Consider the following 16,604-nt stretch of genomic DNA (forward strand, 5'->3'; position numbering starts at 1 on the left):
ATAGGGGGGGCCATGAGGATGGATATGCTAAGAAATCAGGAACAGCCTGTTCCCGGAGTACAAGAGTACAAGTCAACCTCCGGGGAGCAATGGAGACTGTCAAGACAGTCCCGGATTGTGATTGCAGCGAATGCCCGGTCCGCCGGCAATGCAGTGCTGAGGGATACCGTTGGCATTGTTCAGGAGGAGTTCGCCGGGTGTAAGCTTCCGTCCGCGAATCTTCTGCCGGTGCTGCATGCTGAGGCAGATGCGGCATTACCCGGAGATCTGGTCATCGAACTGAACGGCACAGGAGACACCGGTGAAGATGACAGCAGCGAAGGTTATGTCATTCAAACCGGAAGTTATGTGCAGATCATTTCTTCCGGTGAAAGCGGCATTATGTATGGCCTGCGGACGGTTCTGCAGCTGCTGTTGGCCCAAGGCTCCATCCAATATGGAACCATAACGGATTATCCCGTGATGCCCGAGCGGGCGCTGCATATCGATATCGGGCGGAAATTCTATTCCGCAGAGTGGATTACAGACAGAATCCGTGAGATGTCCCGGCTCAGGCTGAACACGCTGCAACTGCATTTCTCCGAGAATGAAGGCTTCCGGCTGATGAGCACGAGTCATCCGGAGGTCACCTCCGGAGAACATTTAACGAAGGAGCAGGTGAAGGAGATCCTTCATACGGCGGCAAGGTATCATATTGCCGTCATTCCTTCCCTGGATTCACCGGGCCACCTCGGATATGCACTCCGGTCTCATCCGGAATGGCTGCTGCGGGATGCCGAAGGAAACGCCGCCCTTGGTGCACTGGATATTACGAATGCAGCCGCCCGCAAGTTTGTCCTGGAGCTGATTGACGAATACGCGGAGCTATTCGCCGGCAGCACGCACTTCCATATCGGCGGCGATGAATTCATTGATTTCGGGCAGTTCGGCAAGTATCCCCAGCTGGCGGAATATGCGGAGAACGTGCTGAATATCAGCGGCGGCACCGGGGTGGACACTTATATTGATTACCTTAACGGCATCGCTGAACATCTGGAAGCCAAGGGCTGGACCGTCCGGGCCTGGAATGACGGGCTGTACCGGGGCGATCTGATTCAGCGGGTCCAGCCTAAATCTTCCATTCAAATCACGTACTGGACGAAGTGGCATGAGCAGATGGCTCCGGTGGAGACATTTATCGCGAAGGGGCATCAGGTGCTTAATTTCAATGATGCGTATTTCTATTACGTGCTGGGTGAGAACGCGGGCTACAAATACCCGACAGCTGAGAAAATCAGCAGCGCCTGGCATCCCGGCCTCTTCCCGCAGCGGAGCGGGGAAGTCAAGCAGGAGTATGCCGGGGGATATCCGCCTGAGCTGATCGGCTGCTCCTTCTCCATCTGGAGCGATAAGCCTGACGCGCAGAGTCAAGCCGAGGTGGCAGACGGAATCCGCGGGCCGCTGTGGGCGATGGCTGAGAAGGCATGGCTGGGGAACTCCAGTCACACCGGTTAAGGATAGCAGCAATTTGCAGTGGTAAATATACAGAAAAAGCTGTTCCAGCAGCCCGGACGGGCTGCTTGGAGCAGCTTTTTTTGCTAGGGCCACTGCAGCATAGCCTCTCCAGGAAAAACATCCTCGAACTGCTCCCCGTTCTCATATTGTTTATACCAGGCAGCGGCAATGATATCCGGATCACCTGCTGTCCCGGCCTCGATTGCCGCTCCGATCGACAGATGCCCGACGTAGATTCCCTTGTCCTTCAGCACATTATAGAGATTGGTGGCGTAATTGCGGATGCCTGACATGATGATGCCGGCATTGCCGACAAACGGCAGCGGATGCATGGCAGAGATGCCGGTGGTGAAGAGAATAGCACCCGCTTGGCTGTTCAGCATATCGGGTAATACCTCATTGACCGATTGTACAGCCGGCAGCAGATAACTGTTGATCTGTTCGGATACGCTTTGCGGTGTCGTCTCCAGCACGGAGGTGAATGAACTCCAGCCGGCATAAGGGCTGAACTCCAGAACATCGATGGAACCGAATGCCTGCTTCGCAGCCTGCAGAGCCCGGCGCAATGCATCCAGGTCCGTGATATCTGCCACGAAAGCCTGGGCTTCAATTTGAAGCTCAGCCAGCTCATTTACGATTACTTCCAGCTTCTGCGGATTCCGGGCGATCGCAGCTACCCTGAAGCCGTTCTGCCCGAATATTTTAGCGATAGAAAGACCGAGTCCGGGACCTGCACCGACGATTGCAATAGTTTTCATGGGTTATTAACTCCTTTGATGTGATATATTAAGTTAACGCGTGTTGCTTTAATGTGAATATACACCTGAAGCTGCAGCGTAACAATCAACAAACGGCAGGCAGATGTTGCTATAGCAACAGGCATGCGGAATTGTCGTGCAGGAGGAAGCTATGGCGAATAAAGTGATGAATGTACGGGTCACCCAGACGAAGCAGTCGCTGGTGAATGCGTTTCTCGGACTGGTGCCGGTGAAGGATTTTGCCAAAATAACCATCGCAGACATTACGGACAAGGCGAAAGTGAACCGGGCCACCTTCTACGCCCACTTCAATGACAAATATGAATTGCTCGACTACATGATGGGTGATTCTGCTTCGGCGGCCATCGGCCAGCGTATAGCGGAGATTGAGCAGCTTGACTGTACCGCTATCAGGCAGCTTGTGCTGGCCGTGTGCGATTATTACTCCCAGCCGGAGGTACAGTGCCGCAGCAGCTATATCGCCCTGGTTGTCCCGCAGCTGAAGGTGAAGATGCTGGCAGAGCTGAAGAACTATCTGCTGGAATGTCTGGGCCGCCCCGGGCCCGGTTCCAAGGAGGAAGAGGAGTTGAAGCTCCAGGTAGCTTTTGCTGCCCACGCGATTCATGAAGGAGCAGTTCAATGGGTCAGCGGTGAGCTGCAGATGGATAAAGAGCAGGCTGCGGACAAGGTGGCCTTACTCGTTGCAGGCGGACTCCGGGCTGCCGGAAGGGAGATTTGAGATGGAAGTTGCAAGTCTGACCACCCTGATTATCTCACTCATTACCTTCATCAACATCCTGCTGGCTCTCGGGTTTCTGTTTATTGAGCGGCGGGAGGCGGGGTATACATGGGCTTGGCTGATGGTTTTATTTTTCATTCCCATTCTGGGGTTTATCCTGTATATCTTCTTCGGGCGCAATCTGAAAAAGAAAAATTTCTACAAGCTGTTCGTCGAGGAACAGGAATACGTCCAGGCTGAAACCGACCGGCAGCTGGCATCGCTAACAGAGGAGGCAGCGAACCTGCCTTCCTGGATGCAGAAATATACGGAGCTGATCGCCATGAATATCAGATCGTCGCATGGCCTGCTGTCCAGCGATAATGAGCTGCAGATTTTCAGTGACGGCCATGATAAATTCGCCGCCCTGTTTGCGGACATCCGCGCTGCCCGGACAGAGATCAATATCCAGTACTACATCATTCAGCGGGACCAGCTCGGCAGGAGGCTCAGGGACGAATTGACGGCCAAAGCGCGCGAAGGCGTAAAGGTCAGGCTGCTCTACGACGAGGTCGGCTCCAAACGGATTTCACCCGCGTTCTTCAGGGAGCTGCGCCAGGCCGGGGGCGAGGTGGAGGTGTTCTTCCCGTCGCTGCTCCGGCCGCTGAATTTCCGTATCAACAACAGGAATCACCGCAAGCTCTGTATTATTGACGGGAGAATTGCCTATATCGGCGGCTTCAATGTAGGGGATGAGTACCTGGGGCTGAACGCGAAATTCGGCTATTGGCGGGACACCCACCTTAGAATCAGCGGCAATGCGGTCAATCAGATTCAAGGACGGTTCATTCTGGACTGGCATCAGGCCGGGAAGCATGAGCGCGGGGATTACGGGGAGTTTTCCTTTTACACAGAGCAGCATACGGGGACCAGCCCGGTTCAGATTATTACCAGCGGTCCCAATTCTGCAACGGAGCATCTGAAGAATATGTATATCAAGCTCATACTGTCGGCCAAAGAGCGTGTGTACATCCAGACCCCATACTTCATTCCGGATACGAGCTTTATGGATGCCTGCAAAATCGCCCTGCTCTCCGGAGTGGATCTGCGGATCATGATCCCTGACAAGCCTGACCACCCGTTCGTGTACTGGGCCACCTGGGCTTATGCCGGAGATCTGCTCGATTACGGGGCGAAAATTCTGCTCTACGAAAACGGCTTCCTGCATGCCAAGACGATTGTTGTGGACGGTGAAGCAGCGTCTGTCGGGACGATGAATATCGATTCGCGGAGCTTCAGGCTGAACTTCGAGGTCAATGCAATTGTGTATGACCTGAAGATTACCGCGCAGCTGGAGGACTTGTTCCTGAAGGACAGCCTGCTCAGCTCGGAGCTGACCCTTGAGCGCTACAGGGAGCGTTCCCTGCTTATTAAGCTGAAGGAGGGGATATCCCGGCTTCTGTCGCCGATCCTGTAATGAACAGAGGGAGCGAGCAAAGGGTTATTTAGTACTACGAGGAGGGGAAGCACATGGGGATGAGAGGTCAATATGTAATGGTAAATGAGGATACGCTGGAGCGGATGATGGAGATGGACGGGGCGGAGCTGCTGGATACGCTGGAGAGACTCGTTGAGGGCGGGAATGCATACTATGATATTGATAAAATATGGGATGCCCTCCATCTGGCGCTAACCGGAGTCTCAGCCAGTGAACCGGTTGAAGGGGACCCGCTAAGCGAAGCGGTTGTTGGGGTTCACGTGTTTGAGGTGGAGGAGGACGACGGATTTTTTGCCTGTACGGAGCATGATGAACTGGACGGGATTATCCGGGCGATGAAGCAGCTGGACTTCGGCAGGCTGGAGCACCGCCCTGAAACAGAAGAGCTCCGGCTTGAGCTGAAGCGTGAATTCGGCTCACTGCTGGCCTTTTACGAGCAAGCCTTAGCCGCCGGGCAGCATGTCATATTCAGTGTGGTTTGAGCGTGACCAGGCGCTTTAAGCGTATACTGGCGGACAAGCTGCGGATTCCCGGCGGCGGGATGCCTGTTTAGAGGCTTTTCTGCAAATAATATTTACTCTGGCCTTCGTTCGGACAATCCTTAATCTCGCCAAAGATCTCGTAGCCCAGCTTCTGATAAAAGTGCGGAGCCTGCCAGCTCATCGTGGTCAACTCGCTCACCTTGCAGCCATGCTGCCGGGCTCTGGCTTCCAGCTCCGCAAGCAGGGTCCGGCCCAGTCCGCCGCCTCTGTACGCGGGATCAACGGCGAGCAGATGAACACTCAGAATATTCCAGACCATATCACCGGTAATGCCGCCGATGTAGGTACCTTCCTCGTAAGCTGCCAGCGAGATCACTTCACGGTTATAAGGCGGAATGCTGCTGTCCATGCGGCGGCTGTGTTCCTCCAGTAATCTTGAGATCTGCTGCGCGTTCTGTCCATGCTCCAGCTCGATGATGTTCATGGTATTCACTCCTTTTAGCTTAATAGTAACATAAGGGGGAGTATCGTTTAGGGTTTAGCACGGTGAACCGTATCGTAAGTAGGGGGAAGCTGCAAGAGTCACAAAGGAGAGATTGCCAAATGAACCGAGTAGAGGAGTCACCCGATACACTGGAGGAGCTTCGTTCTGAGCTTACGGGTTATTGTTACCGGATGATGGGGTCTATCTTCGAAGCGGAGGATGCGGTGCAGGATACCATGATTCAGGCCTGGCAGAACCGGGACCGGCTGAGGCAGCAGTCTGCCCGCAAAGCCTGGGTGTACCGGATTGCCACCAATATCTGTCTGGACCGGTTAAGGAGCGCCAAGCGCCGGGCACTGCCGATGGATCTCTCCGAACCAGCCGCTGGAATTACAGAGCCCAGGGACAACCTGTCCCGGGACTCCTGGATATGGCCGGCTCCTGGCTATGTGGACGACCCTGGCAACATCCTGATCGGCAGGGAGACGCTCCGGCTGTCCTTCATTGCGCTACTACAGCTGCTGCCGCCCCGGCAGCGTGCCGTACTGATTCTGCAGGAGGTCTTCCGGTGGTCGGCGGGTGAGACCGCGAATGCGCTGGAGATGAGCGTGGCGGCGGTCAACAGCGCAATGCAGCGGGCAAGGGCGACGATGGCAAGGGCACAGCTGCGGTCCGGGGAAATGCAGCCGGAGGATGGCGAGGTGGATGAGCAGCTGATTGCCCGGTACGTGGAGGCTTTTGAGCAATATGATATTGCCGGGCTGATAGCCCTGTTTCAGGAGAACGGCAGCCTGTCGATGCCGCCGTTTACGATGTGGGTTCAAGGCGGCTCAGCGCTCTCGGAATTCTACGATATCACACGCAGTCACTGCACGGGCTCCAGGCTGCTGCCGGTGCGGGCTAACGGGAACCGGACTGCTTTTGCCCAGTATGTCCCCGCCGGAGAAGCCGGCTTGCTTACCCCGTGGGCCATTCATGTGCTTGAGACGGGCCGGGGCAAAATCGCGCATGTTCATCATTTTATAGACGCTGAATTATTTATTCGCTTTGAATCGCCGGAATACCGATGATTTTGCCGGGCCCGGAACGTCTATACTAATGAATCACATCAGTGATTCCATTCCGGATTCAAGGAGGAACAAGCGATGACAGTCAAACTTACCCCCTATATCACTTTGGAGGGGCGCACGCAGGAGGCTATTCAGTTCTATGCACACATTATGGGTGCTAGAGTCCTCTCGATCATTACGTATGGCGAAATGCCGGGGATCCCGGATACATTCCCTGCTGAGGTGAAAAGCCTTGTGGCCCATGCCAAGGTACAGGTAGGCGGAGCTGAGCTGATGTTCTCGGACGCTCCCGGCAGTACGCCGATTGAGAACGGTAAGCGGGTAACCATCTGTATCACTACGAACAGCGTGGAAGAGTCCAGAAGGATTTTTGAAGCCCTCCAGCAGGACGGTCAAGTCAATATGCCGTTTAAGGAGGAGCCGTTCAGTCCCGGGTTCGGCGATGTAACGGACAAGTTCGGCGTAGGCTTCCAAATTTATACGGAGCTTGAGAACTAAACTGCTGCTAAAGAGTTGCACGGCTTATCCCGTGCAGCTCAGAACAGTAACTGCAGCACATTCATGCTTTAATTACACGTTGACGTAAACATAATGAGCTGCCGCGCAGATAAATGAACTGAAATGGGCCTCTGTTAAGAAAGTAGCTAGTCACGTAACGGTTGTTCAAGTGACTGGCTAAGTGTTACGGACATGAGTGGGCGTTAAGCCTGTGAAAAGGCACCTGAGTGCCGGACTTGCGGACACCAGCGCCGTTATTTCACCGGAAAAGCGGAGTTAGCCCATGAAAAGCGGCGAATAAGGGCCGTGGTGTCCGCAAGACCGCCCCAAAGGCCTAGTTTGAGCGAATAACGGCTGTGGTGTCCATAAGGGTCAGAATTGGGTTGTATCCCCGGTAAAGTTTGATTATATAAAAAGTCTTCCTTGAGCGTAAAAGACGCTTCTAAGTACAATTTAGGCGGGAACGGTTAAGCATATTCAGTATGAGTAAGCCGTTGACAACATGGTATGGAGGAGATTTTATAAACTATAACGAGGCTGTTGCAATCAGTGCTGCACATTTACTTCCATTAGTATCGGGGTTGTACGGGTTAAACGGATGTAACTTCCGGCAGATACCGCCGCATGCAGGAGGACGGAATCTCGTCTATGCCTGTGAGCAGGAAGGGGCGGATGTTACAATTCTCCGGATTACGTTCCTGCCTGACAGGAGCCGGGAAGACTGCCTGGCTGAAACGGAATATGTGCGCTATCTGTTTGAACACGGTGCCAGCGTCTCTAATGTCATCAGCTCCCGGCAGGGGAAGCTGGTGGAGGAGATCACGCATCATAATCACAAGTTCTATATCTGCCTGTTTGACAAGGCCAAGGGCCATCTGCTGGCGGACAATCACTATCAATACCGGGAGGGCGTGCCGCTTTCCGAGTATTTTTATAACTGCGGTAAAGTACTGGGGAAGATGCACCAATTGTCAAAAGAATACACTCCGGTTCATCCACGGTACAGTTTTTTTGATAAATACAATCCTGGTTATATCGATCAGCTGATCCCCGGCTCATTATCTCTGCTGAAGGAGAAGCTGGCAGAGCTCCTCAGAGCCTTGGAAGGGTTCGGCAGGAATCAGGAGTCTTTTGGTATGAACCATTTTGATTTCAATGACGGAAATTACTTTATAGATTTCGGGACCGGGCAAATAACCGTGTATGATTTCGATAATTCTTGTTACTGCCCGTATATGTTTGACCTGGCCAGTGTCTGGGGAAACGGAATGGGCTGGGTACAGCATGAACCGGACGCCGGTAAACGCAAGAAGTTTATGGAGGAGTATTTTGCAACAGTCCTTACGGGCTACAGGTCCGAGACCCTGCTCGATCCATCGCTGCTAGATGCATTACCGTTGTTTATTCAAGCAAACTTCCTGGAGAATATTATAGATGCGTTCGAGGTCATGCGGAACAACGGCGAAGTGCCGGAGTGTGATGAGGAGTTGGCGTATCGTATAAAATGCCTGGTGGACGATATCCCGTATTTCGGATTTTTCCATGAGATTTACTCGTCTGAGGCCCCTTTCGAACTTTAAACCTGTATTATGTGCAGTTAAAAGGAACGAACAGGTGTTGCCCGATCGGATAGCTGCACTCTGTACAACTAAATTCGCTTGAATCCGTTAAAACAAGCTACCTATGGCAGTTTAGTTGCACGAAATACAGTTAAACCGATAATGGGCAGACAATCTGATTATTTAGTTGTACGAAGTGCACTTAACATATCGTTTTGGGATAAAGCAGACCTGCTGCAAGCGAACTATAGCGATTGGGTCCGAAAGGCAGTCACCATACTTGAAGCTGATTGGCTGCTTTTGTTATGCTAAAGGACAGGATTGCGGGAGATACTGCCAAAGTATAATTATACAGGTGAGGGTGGTTCGTTTGGAGCAAGGAATGATAGTGTTGCTGAATGGAACTTCAAGCTCAGGCAAGACCAGTATTTCTAATGAGCTGATCAATCAAAAGGAGATTCTGTTTCATCATCTGTCGGTGGATGATTTTGTTAAGGGATTTTTTAATCACACATTTACTGATATTGAACCGGCGAGGGAATTAGGGCAGGAAGCGATTGCACAAATCATGTTCGGCCCGTTGATCACAACCTACTATTCAACCGTCAAGCTCTTCTCAGAAATGGGGTTGAATGTAATTGTAGATACCGTAATCGACAACGACAAGTGGTTCAATCAGTGTCTGGAGCTGTTTGCCGATCAGCCTGTATTATTCGTAGGCGTCATATGCTCGAAAGAAGAACTTATACGAAGAGAGCAATTAAGAGGGGACCGGAATATCGGTCTCGCAGCTGCACAGTTCAGCACCGTATATAGCATGGATGAATATGACCTCAAAGTACATACGGAAGAGATGAGTCCAAGCGAATGCGCCGGAATGATATTAGATTTTATCAGATCGGGTAAGGAATACACGGTATTTAAGCAATTGCATAAAAGAGATGTGAGTGTCTCTTAAGCAGAGTAAGAGCCAGCGGACTATGTCTGCGGGCTTTTTTTATTGAAAATTAATGCCGCACATAATAATCCCAATCTGTACGCTAATCCTCCCGATTCGGGTGTCGGTGCCGCGGGATTTATGTCATAGTTAATTGATAATGATTATCAATTAATGGCAGGGAGAGATTGGAACATGACCAAAGCAAAATATACAAGGCTTAATACCAAAGATTACATAATGATCCGTATCTGTGTCAGCGGTGCAGCCTCCGGGCTGCCGGACAAGCATGCTGGTAAAGCAGGTGTTATCCGATGAAGGCACGCTCCGAAGCGCTCGGGCTTCTGAAGATTGTATCCGGCAAAAAGGGGCTGCTGGCCACAGCAAGTATTTTCTCGACGTTGTCCAGTCTGCTGCAGATCGTCCCTTTTATCGCGGTATACCGGATTATTGAGGAGCTGCTGCTCCATGCCCGGGATATCAGCGGAGTGGATAAGGACCTCATTGTCCAGTGCGGCATCATTGCGCTGCTGTCGCTGCTAGGGTCATTAATCACCCTGTATATCGGGGGAATGTGCTCGCATATTGCCGCATTTAACATTCTCTATGAGCTGCGTGTGCAGCTGTCCGATCATGTGGCGAAGGTGCCGATGGGCTATCATACCCGGACCGCTACCGGTGAGCTGAAGAAGATCATCGAGACCAGTGTCGAGAAAATAGAGAAGTTTATCGCCCACCAGCTGCCCGATCTCGTAGTGGCGGTGGTTGTGCCGCTGCTGCTGCTGGGTTATTTATTCTGGCTGGACTGGGTGATGGCCCTGGTATTGCTGCTGCCGATCGGTGCAGGCTTCTGGCTGCAGGCCAGAGTATTCGGAAGCGAAGGCGGACAGAAGGCTTACCGGGAATTCCAGTATGCAATAGAAGAAATGAATGCAACAGGGGTGGAGTATGTACGGGGAATGCCTGCTGTGAAGGTGTTCGGCATTGCCGCGGATTCCTTCCTGACCTTCCGGGATGCGGTGACCCGCTACCGTGATATTTCCTTGAAAATTACGAATTTATGCAAAACCTCTTACAGCCTGTTCTTTGTCATTATCGGCTCGTTGTTCGTGTTCGCGGTACCGGCCGGTATCCTGCTTGCGAGCGGAGAAGCCGGCAATCAGTCGTTTGCCGTAACGATGATCTTGTTCCTGCTGATCAGTCCCAGCCTGTCTGCCCCGCTGCTGAAGCTGCTCTATCTGGGCGGGGGGATGCGGGAAATTGTGGAAGGCAACAAACGGATTGCTGCGGTATTCGCCGAACAGCCGGTATGCGAGCCGGAAGCGCCGAAGGTTCCCGCCGGCCATGATATTGTCTTCGACAATGTGTCCTTCGCCTACGAGCCTGAAGACAGTACGAACTACAAGCCGATCCTCTCAGGGATCAGCTTCACGGCCAGAGCCGGTGAGATGACTGCCCTGGTCGGACCTTCGGGCGGAGGCAAGTCCACCATCGCCAGTCTGCTGCTGCGCTTCTGGGATGTGCAGCAGGGTGTTATCAAGATTGGCGGTGTGCCTGTTCAGGAGATGGGTACGGAGAAGCTGATGGACACCGTCTCGTTTGTATTCCAGGATGTGCATCTGTTCTACGATACGATCGAGGAGAATATCCGCATGGGCAATACAAGCGCTACGAAGGAAGAGGTAATCGCCGCAGCCAAGACCGCCTGCTGCCATGAATTTATCGAGCGCCTGGAATCAGGCTATGAGACGAGAATCGGTGAAGGCGGCACCTATCTGTCGGGCGGTGAAGCCCAGCGGGTAGCGATCGCCCGTGCGCTGCTCAAGAATGCTCCGATTCTGGTACTGGATGAAGCCACCGCGTATGCCGATGCCGAGAATGAACGGAAGATCCAGCAGGGGCTGGCTGAGCTGGTCAAGGGCAAAACCGTGCTGATTATCGCCCACCGCCTCTCTACCATTCAAGGTGCTGAACAGATTCTGGTAGTGAAGCAAGGCCAAATTACGGAACGGGGAACCCATGAGGAGCTGCGGGCCAAGCAGGGCCTGTACGAAGTGATGTGGCAGTCGCATATCACGGCTGCAAGCTGGAGACTGGGGGAGGGAAGACAAGGATGAACAATTATTTCTATAATATCTCGGGAGGAAGTCCGCGCAGTCTGCTGCCTTCCGCACTGGCTGCGATTCTGGACGGGATCGCCAAGGTTGTTCCTGCTGCGCTGCTGGTGGATATTTTCAATACAATCTACCGTTCGTTCGCTGAACCGGAAGCGGGGCTGAATCTGGGCCGGATGTGGACGGTATGCATTATCCTGCTGGCCTGGCTGGTTGTAGAATATGCAGCCTATTCTTATCTGTACGACAAAACCTACAAAGCTGCTTACGGTCTGGCTGCTTCCGGACGGCTGAGCCTGGCCGAGCATGTCCGCCATCTGTCGCTGGGCTTCTTCGGCCGCCGCGATCCGGGAGATATCACTAATCTCCTGTTAAGCGATTACGGTCAGGTTGAACAGACCATCTCGCATAATGTACCGCAGCTGATCAGTGCGGTCGTGCTCCCTGTACTTGCCCTGGGCGGTCTGCTCCTGGTGGACTGGCGGATGGCGCTGGCCATGTTCGCCGCGATGCCGCTGGGTGTTCTGCTGCTCTGGCTGACGGATTCGCTGCAGGCGCGGCTCAGCGAGCGCCATGTGCGGGCCAAGAATGAAGCTGCAAGCCGTCTGCAGGAATATTTGTCAGGCATCCGTGAGATCAAGGCCCATAATATGGGCGGCAAGCGTTTTGAACGGCTGCGCCTGTCCTTTGATGAGCTGAAGCGGGCTTCGATCTCGCTTGAGGGGATTATGGGCCCGATGATCATGGGGGCCATGCTGCTTGCCCGTTCAGGCCTGACGCTGATGATTATTACCGGCAGTTATACACTGGCCGGAGGCAACCTGACGCTGCCGGTCTTCCTGCTCTTCCTGCTGGTCGGCACCAAGATCTTCGAGCCGCTTTCGGTAGTGCTGATGAATTACGGAGAGATGCGTTATTCCGCGTACAGTGCCAAGCGCATTATGGATGTCCGGCAGGAGCAGCCGCTGCCGGGAGAGGGAACAGTACCATGCGGAGCGCCGATTGTATTCGATCATGTGACCTTCGGGTACGATGCGGAGAAGCCGGTGCTGAAGAATCTTTCTTTTACCATTCAGCCTAAGACAATTACAGCGCTGGTAGGACCGTCAGGCAGCGGTAAAAGCACGGTGACCCGGCTGATTGCGAGATTCTGGGAAATCCAGGGCGGAACGATCTATATCGGGGAGCAGCCGCTGCATAGCGCCGATCCTGAACAGCTGTTGTCAGAGATATCGATGGTCTTCCAGGATGTGTACCTGTTCCAGGACACCATCGGCAACAATATCCGCATCGGCAATATGCAGGCGACCCAGGCGGAGATTGAAGCTGCAGCCAGACGGGCCTGCTGCCATGAATTTATCTCGGCATTGCCACTGGGCTATGATACTCCGGTAGGCGAGGGCGGATCGACCTTGTCAGGAGGAGAGAAGCAGCGGGTATCCATTGCCCGCGCTCTGCTGAAGGACGCCTCCATTGTTCTGCTCGATGAAGCTACAGCTTCGCTGGACCCGGAGAACGAGACAGCGGTGCAGCAGGCGATCAATGAGCTGGTAGCCGACAAGACGGTAATTCTTATTGCCCACCGGCTGAAGACCATCCGGAATGCAGACAAGATTATTGTGCTTGATCAGGGGGAGCTCGTGGAGGAGGGGACACATGATGAGCTGCTGGAGCTTAGCGGATTATACAAGCAGCTATGGGATACCCAGCAGGGGACCGAGGGCTGGAGAGTGAAGTAACGGATGCAAACAGACAACCCCACAAAGCGGGACCCCGGAAATCACCCCCACAAAGTGATGCCAATTCTTGGATGCTGATTCAAGTACTTTGCGGGGACCCCGGGATATTTAAATTCTTATATTTTAAAAAAGAGCGCCTGCGGACATGGTCTGCAGGCGTTCTTTTTTAATAAATGGACGGCAGTGACTCCGCCCGGAGTTGGCTAGTGCTTCTGCCCGCCCTCGGCGTTCAGCTTGGCAATCAGCTTGTCGCCTTCGACATCGAGGTTCGGCAGCAGGCGGTCAAGCCCTTTCGGCAGCCACCAGGCCTTGTCGCCGAAGACGGCCATTACAGCCGGAACGAGCGTCATGCGGATGATAAAGGCATCGATCAGAATACCGAAGGCCAGGGCGAAGCCGATCTGCTTAATCATGGCATCCGGCGCGAAGATGAAGCCGGCGAAGACGGAGACCATGATTACGCCGGCAGCCAGCACAACGCGGCTGGCCAGATCGTAGCCGTGTACGACGCTGTCATTGCCGTGGCGGCCATGAACATAAGCTTCACGCATGGAGCTGACCAGGAATACCTGATAATCCATAGCCAGCCCGTAGAGAATACCGGTGACGAGGATCGGCATGAAGCTGAGCAGCGGTCCGCCGGTATCGAAGCCGAACAGGGAATGCAGCCAGCCCCACTGGTAGACAGCGGTAGTTACGCCGAAGGTGGCGAGAATACTTAATACAAAGCCGACAGTCGCTTTGATTGGAACGATGATGGAACGGAAGACCAGCAGCAGGATGATCAGTGAGAGAATCACAATGATGCCGATGTACACAGGGAAGGCATCCGACAGCTTGGAGGACATATCAATATTGATTGCCGTGAAGCCGGTCACGCCCAGATAAATATTATTGCCTGAAGCAAGACTGGAAGCAGGATCACGGAGATCCTGCACGAGATCTCTGGTCGCAGTATCCGTAGGGCCGGTCTTAGGAATCAGGCTGATAATAGCGATATCGCCGGTGGCATTGACACCCATCGGGGATACCTGGGTAACATTATCATGCATCATCAGCTCTTGAACCAGCTTGCCGAGCGTCTCCATCGAGATTTTATCGGACGGGTTCTTCGGCTCTGCTACCAGCAGGAGCGGTCCGTTGAAGCCTTCGCCGAAGCCTTTGGAGATAATGTCATAGCTTTGACGCGCCGGAGTGTCCAGATTGGCGGAAGCGCCGGATGGAATACCCAGCTCCATCTTGGTTACCGGAATAGCCGCTGTTCCCAGAACCAGAACGACCAGAATAATGATGGCCCAGCGGTATTTCACTGTGGCATTGGCCCAGCGGTGCGAGAAGCCCTGGTGCTCTTTCTTGCCGGCCGCAGGTTTTTTGGCGCGGGCTTTGGCGGTCACGATCTTCTCGCCGACCAGTCCCAGCAGGGCAGGCAGCAGGGTCAGGGCCAGCAGAACATTGACCAGCACGCTTGCAGCAGCGACAAGTGCCATAGTCGACAAGAAGCCGATGCCGATGACGAGCATGCCGCAAAGGGCGATGATAACGGTCAGGCCGGCGAAGAATACGGCGCTGCCGGCGGTGCCCAGTGCCCGTCCGGCAGATTCCCCGGCGCTCAGCTTCTCATCGAGGATGAGCCGGCGCTGCCGGTTAACAATGAACAAGGAGTAGTCGATACCGACAGCCAGACCGATCATAACGGCCAGAACCGGCGTGATATCATTCATCTGGATAAGGCTGCCAAGGGCGAATGCGCCTCCGACACTGATGCCGACACCGAGCAGTGCGGTAATCAGCGGCAGACCGGCGGCTACGACTGAGCCTAGTGTCATGAACAGCACAACCGCGGCCACGACAACACCAATCGCCTCGGTTGAGCCGATGGCCGGGATGCTCTTCAGGGAATCACTTGGAATTGCGGTGATCCCGGAGCCGGCCTGCTCGACTTCGGTTACCGTGTCGATAATGTTATCCGGTACTTCCGAAGGCAGGGAGGTCTGCTGTTCCGTGAATTGGAACTGGAACAGGGCGATGTTCCCGTCAGCGGAGAGCATGACGCCGGGAACCGGAGCGCCGTCCACGATCAGCGCACCTTGCGCTGCAGCCTGTGCAGCAGCAGCGGCCTGTGCAGCAGCGGCGGCAGCCGGGTCAGCAGCGGCGCCAGCCTGGCCGGCGGCAGCAGAAGGATCGGCAGCAGCAGCCTGACCGGCGGCAGCAGCCGGATCAGCACCGGCAGCCTGTGCCGCAGCAGCAGCGGCCTGGGCAGCCAGCTCAACAGGGTTAATGACGTAGTCCATATTGTATACATCATTAACAGCCTTCAGCAGCAGCGCGGCACGCTCCGGCGTATCGAGACGTTCGCCTGCGGGTGCGGTGAAGGCGACACTCGCCTGGCCGCCGGCAGCAGCAGGAAGCTCCTGCGCCAGCTTATCCAGCACTTTCTGGGATTCGGTGCCTTCGATCTTCATTTCGGAGCTGGACTGGATGCCGTTGACACCAAGCAGGGCACCAATAACACCGAGTACGACGATCCAGGCCGCGATGAAATACCACGGCTTGGCATAAGCCGATTTGCCTAAGCGGTACAGAAATGTTGACATGTAGTGGTTTCTCCTCTTTATCTCTGATTTAGAAGCCGTTGCGTAAGTAAGCAAACATGGAATTCAAATACTGATCGAATGGAATGGCAGCGGAGCCTTCGGCCGGAATTTCACCGGGCAGCAGGACGTTAAGCCGTCCATCCATAATCGGCACGAATGCGCCATAGACAGCGCCGGCCAGCAGATGGGTATAACCGTCATCGTAACGACCGCGTGAGTACAGCTCAAGCACTTCCTGGGCAGCGATCTGCAGGCGGTGAAATACGCTGAGGATATAAGGCTCAAGCGACGGATACTGGTTCGAGAGCGAGACGAACTGCCGCAGTTTATGCAGGAACTCTGAAGTGAACTGCAGCTTGAGCAGGCTGTACAAGATGTCCAGCGGAGCGGCATCTGTGGGCAGGCCGTCGAGCACATCCTCATCCGCATGCGCAGCTCTGCCGATGATGTACGCGGCTACCGCCTCCTCCTTGCAGGAGAAGTAATTGGCGAAGGTGCGCCGGGAGTATCCGGCCTTCTGGACAATATCATCCACAATGAAGCCGTCCATGCCTTGCGCAAGGGCAAGCTCAAAAGCGGCTACGGCCAGTGCATAGGCTGTAGCTTCCTTTTTTTTGTCCCGCAAAGTCAGTTTGGGATTCAAATTTCATGCTTCCTCC

At 54.0% G+C, this 16,604-nt stretch carries 15 protein-coding genes; 11 read left to right on the forward strand and 4 right to left on the reverse strand.

Annotated elements, in window-relative coordinates:
• The first annotated feature begins 18 nt into the window (after positions 1–18).
• Complete coding sequence (locus LOS79_RS02200; RefSeq protein WP_315415951.1) at positions 19–1,494, forward strand: beta-N-acetylhexosaminidase; 1,476 nt, start codon at positions 19–21, stop codon at positions 1,492–1,494.
• Positions 1,495–1,577: 83 nt separating this feature from the next.
• Here LOS79_RS02200 and LOS79_RS02205 read toward each other — a convergent pair whose 3' ends face one another.
• The gene (locus LOS79_RS02205; RefSeq protein ID WP_315415952.1) at positions 1,578–2,252 is read right to left on the reverse strand and encodes an SDR family NAD(P)-dependent oxidoreductase; all 675 of its coding nucleotides are present in this window, start codon (positions 2,250–2,252) and stop codon (positions 1,578–1,580) included.
• Between the two features lie 151 nt (positions 2,253–2,403).
• Between LOS79_RS02205 and LOS79_RS02210 the strand changes: the two genes are divergently transcribed.
• The 3 genes from LOS79_RS02210 to LOS79_RS02220 are packed head-to-tail and all read left to right on the forward strand — an operon-like array spanning position 2,404 to position 4,950.
• Complete coding sequence (locus LOS79_RS02210; protein WP_315415953.1) at positions 2,404–2,991, forward strand: TetR family transcriptional regulator; 588 nt, start codon at positions 2,404–2,406, stop codon at positions 2,989–2,991.
• Position 2,992: 1 nt separating this feature from the next.
• Positions 2,993–4,447, forward strand: a complete 1,455-nt coding sequence (cls, locus tag LOS79_RS02215) for a cardiolipin synthase (RefSeq protein ID WP_315415954.1) — start codon at positions 2,993–2,995, stop codon at positions 4,445–4,447.
• Between the two features lie 53 nt (positions 4,448–4,500).
• Complete coding sequence (locus LOS79_RS02220) at positions 4,501–4,950, forward strand: DUF1877 family protein (protein WP_315415955.1); 450 nt, start codon at positions 4,501–4,503, stop codon at positions 4,948–4,950.
• A 67-nt stretch (positions 4,951–5,017) separates the two neighbouring features.
• Here LOS79_RS02220 and LOS79_RS02225 read toward each other — a convergent pair whose 3' ends face one another.
• The gene (locus LOS79_RS02225) at positions 5,018–5,434 is read right to left on the reverse strand and encodes a GNAT family N-acetyltransferase (protein ID WP_315415957.1); all 417 of its coding nucleotides are present in this window, start codon (positions 5,432–5,434) and stop codon (positions 5,018–5,020) included.
• Positions 5,435–5,496: 62 nt separating this feature from the next.
• On the opposite strand from LOS79_RS02225, the gene LOS79_RS02230 reads away from it, so the two are divergent.
• The 7 genes from LOS79_RS02230 (at position 5,497) to LOS79_RS02260 (ending at position 13,351) form a co-directional block, all read left to right on the forward strand.
• Positions 5,497–6,504: a sigma-70 family RNA polymerase sigma factor gene (locus LOS79_RS02230; RefSeq protein ID WP_315415958.1), complete on the forward strand. Its 1,008-nt coding sequence runs from the start codon at positions 5,497–5,499 to the stop codon at positions 6,502–6,504.
• A 75-nt stretch (positions 6,505–6,579) separates the two neighbouring features.
• On the forward strand, positions 6,580–7,002 hold the full coding sequence (locus LOS79_RS02235; RefSeq protein WP_315415959.1) for a VOC family protein: 423 nt from the start codon (positions 6,580–6,582) through the stop codon (positions 7,000–7,002).
• Between the two features lie 581 nt (positions 7,003–7,583).
• Positions 7,584–8,582, forward strand: a complete 999-nt coding sequence (locus LOS79_RS02240; RefSeq protein ID WP_315415961.1) for a phosphotransferase enzyme family protein — start codon at positions 7,584–7,586, stop codon at positions 8,580–8,582.
• A 349-nt stretch (positions 8,583–8,931) separates the two neighbouring features.
• Positions 8,932–9,519: a chloramphenicol phosphotransferase CPT family protein gene (locus LOS79_RS02245; protein ID WP_315415962.1), complete on the forward strand. Its 588-nt coding sequence runs from the start codon at positions 8,932–8,934 to the stop codon at positions 9,517–9,519.
• A gap of 174 nt (positions 9,520–9,693) precedes the next feature.
• Positions 9,694–9,816, forward strand: a complete 123-nt coding sequence (locus LOS79_RS02250; RefSeq protein ID WP_315415963.1) for a hypothetical protein — start codon at positions 9,694–9,696, stop codon at positions 9,814–9,816.
• Positions 9,813–11,615 (forward strand): ABC transporter ATP-binding protein, encoded by a 1,803-nt coding sequence (locus LOS79_RS02255; protein ID WP_315415964.1) that lies wholly within the window; start codon positions 9,813–9,815, stop codon positions 11,613–11,615. The genes LOS79_RS02250 and LOS79_RS02255 overlap by 4 nt, the downstream gene beginning before the upstream one ends.
• Positions 11,612–13,351 (forward strand): ABC transporter ATP-binding protein, encoded by a 1,740-nt coding sequence (locus LOS79_RS02260; protein ID WP_315415965.1) that lies wholly within the window; start codon positions 11,612–11,614, stop codon positions 13,349–13,351. Before LOS79_RS02255 ends, LOS79_RS02260 begins: the two co-directional genes overlap by 4 nt.
• Before the next feature lie 203 nt (positions 13,352–13,554).
• On the opposite strand, the gene LOS79_RS02265 is transcribed toward LOS79_RS02260, so the two are convergent.
• Together LOS79_RS02265 and LOS79_RS02270 are read right to left on the reverse strand one after the other, a co-directional pair.
• Entirely contained in the window at positions 13,555–15,945 is a 2,391-nt protein-coding gene (locus tag LOS79_RS02265) for an MMPL family transporter (RefSeq protein WP_315415966.1), read from the reverse strand.
• A 28-nt stretch (positions 15,946–15,973) separates the two neighbouring features.
• Positions 15,974–16,588, reverse strand: coding sequence for a TetR/AcrR family transcriptional regulator (locus tag LOS79_RS02270; protein WP_315415967.1), 615 nt, complete (start codon positions 16,586–16,588; stop codon positions 15,974–15,976).
• Between the last annotated feature and the right edge of the window lie 16 nt (positions 16,589–16,604).

Origin of the sequence: Paenibacillus sp. MMS20-IR301 (assembly GCF_032302195.1) — a bacterium.
In the GTDB taxonomy this organism is placed as follows: Bacteria; Bacillota; Bacilli; order Paenibacillales; family Paenibacillaceae; genus Paenibacillus_AQ.

Bases quoted from the DNA above. Each gene is read 5' to 3' on its own strand.
- LOS79_RS02225 (WP_315415957.1), bottom strand. From the start codon at position 5,434: ATGAACATCATCGAGCTGGAGCATGGACAGAACGCGCAGCAGATCTCA.
- LOS79_RS02205 (WP_315415952.1), bottom strand. From the start codon at position 2,252: ATGAAAACTATTGCAATCGTCGGTGCAGGTCCCGGACTCGGTCTTTCT.
- cls (WP_315415954.1), top strand. From the start codon at position 2,993: ATGGAAGTTGCAAGTCTGACCACCCTGATTATCTCACTCATTACCTTC.
- LOS79_RS02255 (WP_315415964.1), top strand. From the start codon at position 9,813: ATGAAGGCACGCTCCGAAGCGCTCGGGCTTCTGAAGATTGTATCCGGC.
- LOS79_RS02250 (WP_315415963.1), top strand. From the start codon at position 9,694: ATGACCAAAGCAAAATATACAAGGCTTAATACCAAAGATTACATAATG.
- LOS79_RS02210 (WP_315415953.1), top strand. From the start codon at position 2,404: ATGGCGAATAAAGTGATGAATGTACGGGTCACCCAGACGAAGCAGTCG.
- LOS79_RS02265 (WP_315415966.1), bottom strand. From the start codon at position 15,945: ATGTCAACATTTCTGTACCGCTTAGGCAAATCGGCTTATGCCAAGCCG.
- LOS79_RS02235 (WP_315415959.1), top strand. From the start codon at position 6,580: ATGACAGTCAAACTTACCCCCTATATCACTTTGGAGGGGCGCACGCAG.
- LOS79_RS02260 (WP_315415965.1), top strand. From the start codon at position 11,612: ATGAACAATTATTTCTATAATATCTCGGGAGGAAGTCCGCGCAGTCTG.
- LOS79_RS02220 (WP_315415955.1), top strand. From the start codon at position 4,501: ATGGGGATGAGAGGTCAATATGTAATGGTAAATGAGGATACGCTGGAG.
- LOS79_RS02200 (WP_315415951.1), top strand. From the start codon at position 19: ATGGATATGCTAAGAAATCAGGAACAGCCTGTTCCCGGAGTACAAGAG.